The organism is Chloroflexota bacterium, from assembly GCA_023475225.1.
Lineage (GTDB): Bacteria > Chloroflexota > UBA6077 > FW602-bin22 > JAMCVK01 > JAMCVK01.
Window position 1 is genome coordinate 72920 of the sequence record JAMCVK010000014.1, and the last position, 12500, is coordinate 85419.

The following is a 12500-nucleotide window of genomic DNA, read 5'->3' on the forward strand; positions in this document are numbered from 1 at the left end:
CCTAACCAGTTAAATGGCCCGTAGGCGCTTGCTGCGTGCCTTCTCTGACACCCGCCGCCTTATACCCTCATGTATGAGCGCCCGATCCACCATCTCCTGAAAATAGAGACGGTCAGAGGCGCCGATGACGGCCTTCTCGTGGGCTTCAATCAACGCCCTGGGATAGCCCCCACCACGAAGACATTGATCATAAATGGTCCCATGGACAAGATCCAGCTTCCCCGCATCAAGAGCCACCCATTCGGGTATCTCAACCCTGGCGATCTCCTGTCCAACATTCAGATAGAAGAAGTAGACCCTGTTAGCCGCATAGTAATCCAGAGAAACTGAAGAAGAACTCATAAAAATAGCCGATCGATCACCGCTCGCGGAGAGGAGGTGACGGAAAAGCCACCGGTCCGCGAGCTTGGCCAACCCAGCACACGGCTCCTTAGCCTGTAGAGAACTTTCTGCACAGTATTGGTCGCAATCAGCGACGGGATAAGGGCACAGTATTACCCGCAAGACGCTAACTACATCAGTAGCACGAGGGCGGCTGATGTAGCTGGCAATCGGTACGCTCAGGCTTCTTAACCGCTCAAGGGAAGCGACAAACTGCTTCAAGAGTGACATACGGAAGGGCTCTAATCCACTGCGCCCCTCAAGGGCCCAAAGGGACCAGAGAATAAAAGAACCATCCTGCAAACCAATGAGGGGCTGCTCCGAGCAGTCGACTTGAGCAAAATCAACGAGCCTTTCCAACTCAGCCACATGACGTTTGACCCCCAGAATGCTGCCATCCATCAGGATCTGTCTGTTTTTTGCCGAGAGATACAGGTCTTCATCCTTGTAATACAGCCGGGGATCGCTGCTAAGCTCGGCCCGTGGGTTAGGACCATAGCGCAGGACAGCAGTGCCGATATTGATCAAGCAGCAAAGCACCGGGCCGTGGCGGTCAGGTTCGATCTGCGATCCATCGGTAGCGATGACGGAATAAACGTTTGGCTTTTCCGGCAAGGAGCGGCACAGTTGCATCCTTTCCACCGGACGGGCCACTAACCAACCGGTTTGGCTTCGTGCCAGCTTGGCCTGGACATTAGAGAGATCTGCCGCTTGCCCGGAAAGGACGGCTAAGGCGAGCTGAAGAGACGTATCCTGGCCCGCCTCATCGGTGCGCATATCCTCGGCCATCTGCCGAACCTGTCTGCTCACTGCGCTGACGTTGAGTCCCAAGGCAACCCCCTAAACCATCTGACTTCTTATCCTATCTATCCAGCGACGTGGCTGATGTACCTCTTCAAGCGTGGGAAGTGTCGCCGGCGATTGCCAGGCCAAATTCAAAAACTCGATGCCCTGGCGACGCACCACCTCAGCCACGAAGCGCTCACCAAGGGCATACTGTTCCAGTTTAACATCTAAGCCCGTTAATCTGATAAAAAGACGCTCCGCCGCGCTTTTCTGCCTGAGCCTTTCCTCAAAGTATGTCTTCAATAGCTTATAGTTCGGCAAAAGGGCTCTGCCCGCCTGATCCATAACGTGATTACTGAAGCCCTCAACCAGACACATTAAAGCCTGTATCTGATGAAAGAGACGCCGCTGTTCAGGAGCCATTACGAGCTCGAGCAGATACCTGCTTCGGAAAAGCCCTGATCCAATGTGCCCCACCAGGCGACGCCACTGAAGGCCATCACTCTGCACCCTCATCAGCTCGGCACTGATGCTTTCGATATATTGCCTCAATAGAGAGTTCCAGTAATCCCGTAACCAGGGGTGCGCTTCGAACTCGTAAGCATGAGTGGTCTCGTGTAAGCCAATCCACAGGCGTAAATCCTCACCACTCAAACCAAGATGCCGCTCCAAATCAAGGATATTAGGCTCCACAAAATAGAGCTGACCAGCGGTTAAGGGCTCCTTACCGAGTAAAGAGAGGTCATATTGACCCAGCACTCGCTGCGACAGATAGCCCATCAGGGCGCCCAATTGAGCGCTGAGGACCACCTGACTCAGGCCACCAAACAGGCGCGATCCGATGGTGGCGCTCCGAAGCGCCTCCCAGTTTACTCGTTCTAACGGTTCAAAGAGTAGCTTGAAATTGGCCAGGTTGGCATCGATCCAGTCGATCCGATCGAAGACAAAAACTGATTCTAAAGGCTGGGGCAGTTTCTGACCCGTATAACGCGCAATAAGCTCTGCACTGTAGTGGACCAGCGCCCCGTAACGCTGGGACAGCTCGGTTCGGGAGAGTGGCAGCCCTCCACCCTTTTGCAGGGCAATACGCACGGCCAGGCGTCTCACCCGCTCCCAATTTATCAGGCGGGGGACGTAGTCGCTATAACGTCTGCTGGCTACCCAGAAGGCGCCCAGCATCGCCCCGAAAAGTAACCCCTTAGTCAGATTAACTTTATACCTAGCCATTGACCCCTCTGCAAAGTGGCGCTACACCGTTTGCTTGTCCACCAGAATACCGACCCTGGTTATCGAATGTCAACCTAGCGAAGGAGGCGTTCGTCACCCACCCGACGGGTAACCTTCTGTTCATCCAGGAACTCCATTATGGCCAGAGCGTACTTGCGGCTAGTCTTAAACATGTCACGTACCTCCGCTACAGTAACGCTTCCCCTATTGGATATATAGTTGACGATCTCAGCTTTCATCTTCTCCAAAGCGGAGGGCAAAAAGACCAGACTATCGCTCACCTTGACCAATTTCCCTTGCTCGATAAGACTGTCGATCACCTCCGCTTCCAGAGAGAGCTGCTGTTCCAACTCCTGGCGAGATGGTGGCGCATGAGGATGCTCCGCCAGAAGTACCAGCAGTTGCTTCACCTTCTCTTGCTGCTCTGTGGTAAACTGGGGGAGATGTTCCACCAGCCGCAACTTAGAATCTGTTTCCACGAGGCGCCCCTCACGAGCTAGCCGAGCGACCGTCTCATTAAAAGCACGGCTTGGTAGAGCCAGGCGGCTCCTCACCTCTTCCTTTGGCATACCGAGACGAAGGGGGTGTTGTTGATGATAGCTGCCCAAAATGGCCTCCACCCTCTCCGCCAGAACCCGCCAACTATTCTCTGTAAGGAAATAGCTATCAAGGGGAATGACCTGACCAGACTGGACTAATTCCTGGAGGATAGCCAAGCATTGCTCACGCGGCAGCCCAGAGCGCTGCACCACTTGGTCTAATTCTAAGGGGAAACGTCCCTCCAGAGATTGCTGAACAAGATCCTGCACCGAACCCCTGGTCAAAAGGCTAAGGGAGCGCAGCACCTCGGATTGGAAACGTTTATGGCGTTTGGCGTGCGGTTCGACGATCTCGCCTCCACCAATAGTCTCATTGGGGGTGCGTAACACAAAAAGATCGCCCCGTACCACCGCCACAGGCGCCGCCAGCCGTAATTGAGCCCAAGACGTCTCCCCCGGCTTCAGTTCCTCCCGATCCAGCAACAGCACCTTGGCCATCACCTCGGCCGAACCGGTGTGCATAGCGACCAAGGTGTTGTGGGGCAATGGGCGGCGGGCATCGGGTAGCAACCTGAGGCCGACGTCAATCGCCTGCGTTGGTTGCAACCAACCGGGGATAGTCACAATATCACCTCGCTGCAAATCAGATGTAGACAGCACCGCCAGGTTGATCGCCACCCGATTGCCTGGCATAGCCACTTCTACCCGCTGTTTGTGGGTTTGTAATCCTCGTATGCGCGCCTGACGCCCAGCCGGTTGAATCTCAACCCCCTGTCCCACCTGGAAGCGCCCATCAATCAAGGTGCCCGTAACCACGGTACCAAAGCCGGTGATGGTGAAAACACGATCTACCGCTAAACGAGGACGACCAATATCTCGCTTAGGGGGTGTATCAGCCAACAGGTCATCCAACGTCGCCAACAGTTGGCTCAACCCTTCCCTTGTTTTAGCTGAAACGGTCACGATCGGGGCCTCAGCCAAGACGGTCCCCTTCAATACATCCTCGACATCAGCTGTAACGAGGGATAACCATTCCTCATCAACCAGATCCACCTTGGTGATAGCTACCAGCCCACGTTTAATGCGCAGCAGATCCAATATAGCCAGATGCTCCCGCGTCTGGGGCATGACTCCCTCGTCAGCGGCCACAACAAGTAGGGCCAGGTCAATACCCCCCACACCGGCCAACATATTCTTTACAAAGCGCTCGTGTCCCGGCACGTCCACAATGCTGATCTCGCGCCCGCTGGGTAAGCGCAACCAGGCGAACCCCAGGTCTATGGTCATGCCCCGTTCCTTCTCCTCACGGAGCCTATCCGGATCGATGCCCGTCAGCGCTTTAACCAGCGCAGACTTGCCGTGATCAACGTGCCCAGCCGTCCCAATGGTATACACGAGAAGAACCCTCTAAGAACAATTCTTCAAGAGAGCATTGAATATCTCCCCCAAACCCCCACGGGGGGTTTAAGGTAGCCCTGCAGGCTTTTTATACTCTGGGGCACATCCCCAGACCCCTGCCAAGGAGGCTGCGCCCCCTTGGAACCCATGCTGGGGGTTTAAGCGAAAGTAGGGGCGAGGTCACCTCGCCCCTACTAGGGCAGAGCCCTAGAACCCTCCCAGAAGGGGACACCCCTTCTGGACTACCCTCGCTCCGGCGGGAGAGGGGGATCTGACCTTTGACCACATGCCGACACACACAATCTTGGTGGGGCGCATCCGAAAGACCCTTACCAAGCTGCGCCCTCTTGGAACCACGTTGATCATTACCTTCTTAGACTCTCAGACTTCTCGCCCACTCGGCTTGACCCAGCTCCGCCAGGGCCAGGCGCACCGTTTGAATCAGTTGTTCCCTCTGCTCGGGGAGAACAGTACGTGGATCAAGCAAGAAGCGCCCTCTATCAATGCGTCCAATGAGGGGCGGTCGCCCACAGCGGAGACGAGTGGCCAATTCCTTCACCGCCCCTGAGTCCACGCCCCGCTCCCCAGCCGACCTCACTGTAAGGGCAACCAGTCTTGTGGGCAAGGTCTCTCCGGGCAGCGAACCACCGCCCACCGTAGACTCGCCCTCGATGACCACCGCCCTGGCCCCCACAGCCGTGAAAGCACGCGCCCATTCCTGAGCACACTTTTCAATCTCTTCTAAGGGCATGGAGATCATACACCATACCGGGATTTTGTCTAAAGCCTCACCCCGCAGGTAATGCCTGAGGGTGGCCTCCAGCCCAGCCAGACTGGCCTTATCAATGCGCACCGCTCTGGCCAGGGGATGCTTCTTCAACTTATCAACCAGCGTTCGCTTGCCGACAATGATCCCGGCCTGTGGACCGCCCAGCAACTTATCACCACTGAAACAAACCAGGTCGACGTCGGAAGCTATGCTCTCCTGAACCATAGGTTCATGGGCCAGCCCAAAGACAGCTGTATCGAGTAAGGCGCCGCTCCCCAGATCATCGACCACAAGCAAGCCACGGCCGTGGGTGAGGGCGGCCAGCTCGCCGAGCTCCACGGCATGAGTGAAACCTATGAGACGGAAGTTGCTCGAATGCACGCGTAACAACATAGCCGTCTTGGGGCTGATGGCTGCTTCATAATCAGAGATATAGGTGCGGTTGGTGGTTCCCACCTCAACCAGTTTGGCTCCGCTCTGACGCATAACCTCAGGGATACGAAAACCGCCTCCAATTTCAACCAGCTGTCCACGAGAGATGATCACTTCTTTGCCTCGGGCCAAGGCACTGAGGACGAGGAGAACGGCTGCGGCGTTGTTGTTCACCACCAGGGCCGCCTCGGCCCCACTAAGGCGGATCAGAGCCCGCTCCACGTGGACCTGGCGGGAGCCACGCTTGCCCTCAGCTAAATCATACTCCAGATTACTGTAACGGCTGGCCGCCTCAACCATGGCGGCTGTTGCCTCTGGAGAGAGAGGAGCACGACCAAGGTTGGTATGAATCACTACACCAGTAGCGTTGATGACCACTTTAAGGCTGCTCTCTGAGGACTGGGCAGTCCTAGCCGCGATCATCTGCACGAGCTCCTCGAACTGGGGACAGGGGCCGCCGGCTGTGATCGTTCTCCTCGCCTCCTCAAGCACCTCCCGTGCCGCTTCCAAAACGGTAGGACGCGAGAAACGGGCGATGCAGGCTTGCAGTCGTTCATCCTGCAAGAGGCGATCGACGCTTGGTAGCTCTCGCAACTTCTCCTGCATCTTTAATCTCCACCTCTATTCAACTGTATTCTAACATTTTGCCTCACTCTTGGCTAATGGCCATAGGAGTGAGCGCCCAACTTGTGCCAGCTATCATAGATGGATATAATGCGAGACACAACGCCAATGAAACCGATACAGAGAGCGCTCGGATCAGCCGCCGTTACCGAATATCTGTATGCACTGTCGGCCTGCCTGCTGTCCATTTTTGCCATCTACCCCCTCCTGAGCCCCGGTCTACCCTTGACCAGTGATGGAGCCCTGCACCTCTTCCGTATCGTCCAGCTGGATGAACTTATCCACCAGGGTATCCTCTATCCCCGTTGGGCGCCTGACCTTTGGCTTGGGTTTGGCTACCCTCTATTCAATTTTTATTCCCCTTTAATCTACTATGTATCAGAGGGCTTCCATCTGCTGGGGGCTGACTTTGTAGCCAGCTTGAAGATGACCCTCATCTCAGGACTTATTGCCACCAGCCTCGCTATGTACCTGTTCGCCAGGGAGATCTGGGGGCCTAAAGCAGCCCTACTGGCCGCCGCACTCTACACCTACACCCCTCACTTCCTTAATGAACTGTACTGGAGAGGGGATTATGCTCAGATGCTTGCCTTTCCCTTATTGCCGGCGATCCTCTGGGCCTTCTACAAGGTCATCACTCGCGGGCAACGACGCTACCTTCTGATCGCCTCCCTGCTCTACGCCAGCCTGATCCTCACGCACAACGTAACGGCCATGCTTTTCAGCCCCTTCTTGGGACTTTATCTTATCGTCCTGCTCAGAGGACTCAAGATGCCCCACCGAATTTGGCTGGTTGTTCTGGCTTTCGGCATAGCCCTGGGAATCAGCGCCTTCTTCTGGTTACCGGCCCTGTATGATAGGCGATATGTCCAACTCCACGAATTGCTAACCGGCTATTTCGATTTCCACAACCACTTTTTAACCTTGCCGGAGCTGGCCCAGCCCTCATCATCCATCGACCTCCGCTGCGCCAATCCTCCCGTAACCTTCAATATAGGCACCATGCCCCTCATCCTGTCCTTGCTTGCGCTGCTCGCCGGCTTCACCCGCTCCAAATTCGACCGTGTGCAGCGCCTCCATCATCTTCTCTTTGCTTTTTTTCTGGGCATCGCCATCTTCCTAACCCTCCCAGCCTCAAGCAAAATCTGGGAAGGACTGCCTCTTCTGGCCCTGGCTCAATTCCCCTGGCGCTTGCTGGCCATCAGTGGGCTGGCGGCTTCCTTCTTAGCCGCCTCTCTTATCGCCCGTCTAAATGATGACAGGCCCTGGTCCAGGACCTTTTGGGCTACCTCTATCGCCCTCCTGCTCACCCTCACCTCCAGCTTCGTCATCCTCTATCCTCCCCAACCATTCGTTTCCTATAGCCAACTATCGAGGAATAGTCTGTCTGAATTTGAATTGAAATCCGGCGCCTTCGGGACAAGCAGCGCTGGAGAGTTTCTACCCCGTTGGGTAAAATCGCGTCCCACCAGCTCACCAATAGTGTCACAGTATCATTTTGACCAGGTGAGCTCTAAGGTCGATAGAGGAGCCTTGCCCCAATACGTTGCCGTGCAAACCATTGAACAGCGCCCAACCCTTGAGAAGATCAAAGTTGACGCTGCCGACAACTTCGGTATCCTCTTCGATATCTTCTATTTCCCCGGCTGGCAGGCATATGTTGACGACCACCCCGTTCCAATAAAGGCCTATGAGCCTTACGGATTTATCACCTTCGATGTCCCAAAGGGCGAGCATCTCGTCACCCTCCAATTTGAGGATACGCCCATGCGTCGGCTGGCCGACCTCGTCTCTCTCCTGACCATACCAGCCACAATCCTTCTTCTGCTGTTTATAAAGCCAGAAGAATGGAGGCAAGGTCGGGAATCTCTTAAGAAAAGCGTCTCCAGGGGAACTCCTTCCTCCCCTATCTCCAGAACCGCCTCCTTGCCGATAGCCATCCTCGGATTAGCAATCATTCTGCTCTTTTTGCTCAAGATTATTTATGTCGACGATACGCTATGGTTCAAGAAAGAGTCAGGGCAGGGGAAGGTAGAGGGAGTCGCCCATCCTCTACATCTAAATTTTGGGGATCAAATCCTCCTGTTGGGCTATGACCTGGACAAGGAAACAGTTGCCCCTGGAGAAAATCTTCTCCTTACCATGTATTGGGAGAATACCAGGCCGCTGGACAGAGAGTATAGCGCTTTCATGCACATATTGAAGGAACCCGGTCACACTAAGATAGCCCAAGCGGATAACATGCACCCTGGGTTTGTTCCCACCTCCCGCTGGCCAAGCGGGAAATATATTCGCGACGTGCATAAGATCGCTATTCCTCCCCACACAACCCCAGGGGAGTATTTCATTGAGGTGGGGCTTTATGACCTTGCCACCCTGCAACGACTGTATGTGAGGGATGAAGGTGGTGGACAGGGGCCGAACATCGTTCCGCTCCAGGCCATCAAGGTGACAACAGAGAGGTAGACCATGCCCTCAATTGTCAGCAGCGTCTTTCTCCTCTCGGCGGCAACCCTACTCTTCGAGATCACTCTCACTCGCCTCTTCTCGGTCACGCAGTGGTACCACTTCGCCTTTGTCAGCGTGAGCGTTGCTCTCCTGGGCATTGGGGGCAGCGGCTCGTTCCTCGCCATACTCCCCTCAGGCTGGAAACGTTCCGCTAAGGGGGGGCTCGTTCCGCTTGTCCTTCTCTTCTCCTTGAGCTGTATCGGCAGCTACCTGGTGATCAATTACCTGCCCTTTGACTCCTTTCGCATCGCCTGGGACCGCGCCCAGATCGTTTATCTGCTCATTTACTATATCTCTCTAAGTATACCCTTCTTCTTCGCCGCACTCTACGTCGCCATCTTGCTGGCTGCATTTCCAGCCCATGTCGGAAGCATCTATGGCGCCAATCTGGCCGGATCGGCGTGCGGCTGTCTGGCCGTTATTCCCGCTCTCTCGCTTACTGGCGCACAGGGAGCGATAGTGCTATCTGCTCTCCTGGGAACGCTCGCCCTGTCTGCCCTTGCCTGGCCAAGGGGTAAGTGGCTCGCCGCGTCTCTACTCCTCTCCACTTTACTACTCTTGGCCCTCATTCATTCCCCAAAAGCACTGGATATCAGAATCTCACCCTATAAGGCCCTCAGCCAAGCTCTCCTCTATCCCGGGGCGAAGGTCTTACTGACGAAGTGGAATGCCTTTTCCCGTATAGATGTAATTGAGAGCGGGGGCATGCGCTCGGCGGTTGGGTTGAGCTTCGCTTATGAACAGCCTCCCCCACCCCAGCTAGGGCTGGCTATCGATGGTGACGATATCTCGCCTATCTCCAAGGCCGCCGCAACCCCGTCCGAATTCCTCTCCTCCCTTCCCTCGGCTATCGTTTATCAGCTGCGCCCCAATCCCAGCCGGGTCCTGATTCTGGAACCGCGCGGCGGATTGGATGTACTGATGGCCCTACGGTTTGGGGCCCAAAGGGTCACCGTAGCTGAAGCCAATCCATTGATAGTAGACGTCGTTGGACGATACTTCGCTGACTACGCCGGCAACATCTACGGCGACAAGCGTGTGACCGCCGTGGCCGAAGATGGGCGGAGCTATGTGCACCGCTCTGAGGAGAAATTCGACATCGTGCAGGTAGCCTTGACCGACTCCTTCCGGCCGGTGTTTGCCGGCTCCTACGGCCTATCTGAAAACTATCTCTTAACCAGCGAAGCCTTCCAGGATTACTACCAGCACCTCTCCCCGGAGGGGCTTCTCGTCGTATCACGCTGGCTTCAGATACCCCCATCCGAGGAGCTGCGCACCTTTTCCCTGGTCGTTGTCGCCCTGAACAACCTCGGCATCGCGGACCCAGCGGCCCACCTCCTGGCCTTTCGTACCTGGTCAACAGTAACCATCCTGGCTAAGAAATCTCCTTTGGAAACAACAGAGATCGAAAGAGTGAAACGTTTCTGCAACGACTTGAAATATGACCTCATTTACTACCCGGGCATCAACCTAGCAGAGACGAATCGGTTCAACATCCTCCCCGGCAACGTTCACTATTACACCTTCCTGGCTCTTCTCTCGGACTCCACCAGAGCGCAGCTTTACCAGAGTTATCCCTATGATATTTCGCCCTCTACAGATGATAAGCCCTTCTTTTTCCACTTCTTCAAATGGCGGCAGACGTGGGCTATCTTGCAGAACCTGGGTAAGATGTGGCAGCCCTTTGGGGGTAGTGGCTATCTGTTACTGGTGGCCTTACTGGTGCTGGCCACCACCGTCTCAGGACTTATGATCCTTTTGCCTCTTTTTCTACTCAAAAAGGGCGGTGAGCCACTTCCACACCGCCGCTGGACCTTCGCCTATTTCTCCCTGATCGGGGTTGGTTATCTCTTCATCGAGATTCCACTTATGCAGCAATTCATCCTGTTTCTGGGTCAGCCCACCTACTCTTTCTCAGCCGTGCTGGCCGCCCTCCTCCTCTTCTCAGGCATCGGCAGCCTGCTCTCGGCCCGGTTCAAGCCCGGCACCATGTTTTTGTTACCACTATTGGGCTTCATTTATCCCTGGCTACTGGCTCAGATGTTCGAGCTGACGTTGGGGCAGGGCTTAGCGATTCGTTTCACCCTGAGCCTCCTCGCCCTGGCCCCCCTTGGTTTCCTGATGGGTCTTCCTTTTCCCAGCGGCCTCGGAATTGTGCATAAGATAGACGCAGGACTGGTACCGTGGGCCTGGGGCGTAAACGGCTTTGCCTCAGTTATCGCCTCGATCCTCAGCGCCATGATCGCCGTCTCCTTCGGCTTCTCCACCGTCATTCGACTGGCCAGCCTCAGTTATTTAGGTGCCACTCTCCTTTTGTCTTTAATCACCCAACCCGAGGCCAGACGACCACCCTAGCGTCCTCGCTGCAAGGGAACGAAGATAACATCACCTAAATTGGTCGAAATCAGTTGGTCACCTTTCTTTTCGATCAACCACAGAGTCTGATAGCTGCCCAGCGGCCCAACCGGAATGACCAATCGTCCACCATCCTTCAGTTGCCGCACCAACGGTTGGGGAACGTGATCCGGCGCTGCAGTCACAATGATAGCGTCAAATGGAGCGTATTCCTCCCAACCAAAGTAGCCATCACCGATCTTTGTGTGTACCTTTCTATAGCCGAGCTCCGTCAAGCGCTCCGCCGCCCGTTTGGCCAGCACATCGATGATCTCGATCGTATAAACCTGATCAGTCAACTCGGCCAGGACAGCCGCCTGATACCCTGAGCCAGTCCCGATCTCCAGTACTCTGTCCCCCGGCCGTATCCTCAGATGTTGGGTCATTAAGGCCACAATATAAGGCTGGGAGATGGTCTGCCCCTCCCCAATTGGTAGCGGATGATCACCATAGGCCTTACCCCAAAGCTCCCGACTGATGAACCTGTGGCGAGGTACCTTGGCCATAACAGCCAACACGGCCTCATCAGTAACCCCTCGTGCCCGTATCTGGGTTTCCACCATGATGCGCCGCTGCGTCGCAAATCTTGCCTCCTCAGCGGCCGTCGTTGCTTCAGGCGGCTCTGTGGGCGTGGGCATCGCCGTCCGTCTCTCCACGCTCTCGACGCACCCAGCCCCAAGTAGCAAAATGGTCAGGGCCAGGAAGGCCAATAATCGCCGATTCATCTTTGGGTATCCCCCTAAATTTACAACCCAACGAAGTCTTCCGTTGGCCGCGTTTGAGTGGAAGGACTGCTGCTTTGCAAGCCTTTCGGTCGCAGCAGACGGCCGCTGAGGATGCCCCCAACGGCCGACAGGTCCTCAGTAGGTAGTTGATGACCGGCCGCGGCATCAAAGAGGATGTTGGCCGCAGGAGGCAGCTCAGCATCAGCCAGCCAAAGCAGGCAGGCCAGGAAGAGTCGAGGGAAAACGCGAAAAATGAAAGAGGCATCGGCCATGCGCGCCGGTTCTCCCCCGAGTGCCCTCGCCGCGGCGACGAAACCCTCCAGGTCAGCGCCGAAGGCTCGCGCTAGGGGATCGACTGAACGTTGCCGAAAGGCCGCATCGTAGACGCGCCCATCCGGCAGCTCCCGAAAGGAGACCCAACGTCCGGAGAGAGGTGTGCCATCGGCGTGAAGAAGATAATGAAGCAGTAATATCTGGGTGGTAAGCGATGGCTCCTCACCTGTCTTCGCTTCACGCACCCTGACCTCAGGATAACTCACCCGGTGGGCACGCCCGAGGTAGGGGATTTCAAATTCGCCAGCGGTCGCCGTAAGGGGCACGTAAAGCACATCACCCTTGGCCGCAGTGACAAACGGCTCGAGGCCCGCTAAATCTCGACAAGCCTTGACGAAGGCCGGGCGATAAGTGTCAAACACCCTGCGCTGATCCATCGTTTCC

At 55.7% G+C, this 12500-nt stretch carries 8 protein-coding genes; 2 read left to right on the forward strand and 6 right to left on the reverse strand.

The genetic code is table 11. The features are described 5' to 3' along the window. Nucleotides 1-9 precede the first annotated feature (9 nt). From M1136_02170 to selA, 4 genes are all read right to left on the reverse strand, one after another. Nucleotides 10-1212 (reverse strand): DNA double-strand break repair nuclease NurA, encoded by a 1203-nt coding sequence (locus M1136_02170; protein MCL5074444.1) that lies wholly within the window; start codon nucleotides 1210-1212, stop codon nucleotides 10-12. A 9-nt stretch (nucleotides 1213-1221) separates the two neighbouring features. Further along, nucleotides 1222-2394: a zinc-dependent metalloprotease gene (locus M1136_02175; GenBank protein ID MCL5074445.1), complete on the reverse strand. Its 1173-nt coding sequence runs from the start codon at nucleotides 2392-2394 to the stop codon at nucleotides 1222-1224. A 74-nt stretch (nucleotides 2395-2468) separates the two neighbouring features. Next, on the reverse strand, nucleotides 2469-4328 hold the full coding sequence (gene selB / locus M1136_02180; GenBank protein MCL5074446.1) for a selenocysteine-specific translation elongation factor: 1860 nt from the start codon (nucleotides 4326-4328) through the stop codon (nucleotides 2469-2471). Between the two features lie 376 nt (nucleotides 4329-4704). Then, entirely contained in the window at nucleotides 4705-6138 is a 1434-nt protein-coding gene (selA, locus tag M1136_02185) for an L-seryl-tRNA(Sec) selenium transferase (protein ID MCL5074447.1), read from the reverse strand. A gap of 126 nt (nucleotides 6139-6264) precedes the next feature. Here selA and M1136_02190 point away from each other — a divergent pair, with 126 nt between their 5' ends. Together M1136_02190 and M1136_02195 are read left to right on the forward strand one after the other, a co-directional pair. Next, nucleotides 6265-8622 carry a 6-pyruvoyl-tetrahydropterin synthase-related protein gene (locus M1136_02190; GenBank protein MCL5074448.1) on the forward strand — a complete coding sequence of 786 codons (2358 nt, stop codon included), beginning with the start codon at nucleotides 6265-6267 and terminating at the stop codon, nucleotides 8620-8622. A 3-nt stretch (nucleotides 8623-8625) separates the two neighbouring features. After that, nucleotides 8626-11019: a hypothetical protein gene (locus M1136_02195; protein MCL5074449.1), complete on the forward strand. Its 2394-nt coding sequence runs from the start codon at nucleotides 8626-8628 to the stop codon at nucleotides 11017-11019. On the opposite strand, the gene M1136_02200 is transcribed toward M1136_02195, so the two are convergent. Continuing rightward, nucleotides 11016-11783, reverse strand: coding sequence for a protein-L-isoaspartate(D-aspartate) O-methyltransferase (locus tag M1136_02200; protein MCL5074450.1), 768 nt, complete (start codon nucleotides 11781-11783; stop codon nucleotides 11016-11018). The two genes, M1136_02195 and M1136_02200, sit on opposite strands and share 4 nt — an antisense overlap. 20 nt (nucleotides 11784-11803) lie before the next feature. Further along, a complete protein-coding gene (locus M1136_02205; protein MCL5074451.1) occupies nucleotides 11804-12493 on the reverse strand; it encodes a DUF3786 domain-containing protein in 690 nt (229 codons plus the stop codon). Between the last annotated feature and the right edge of the window lie 7 nt (nucleotides 12494-12500).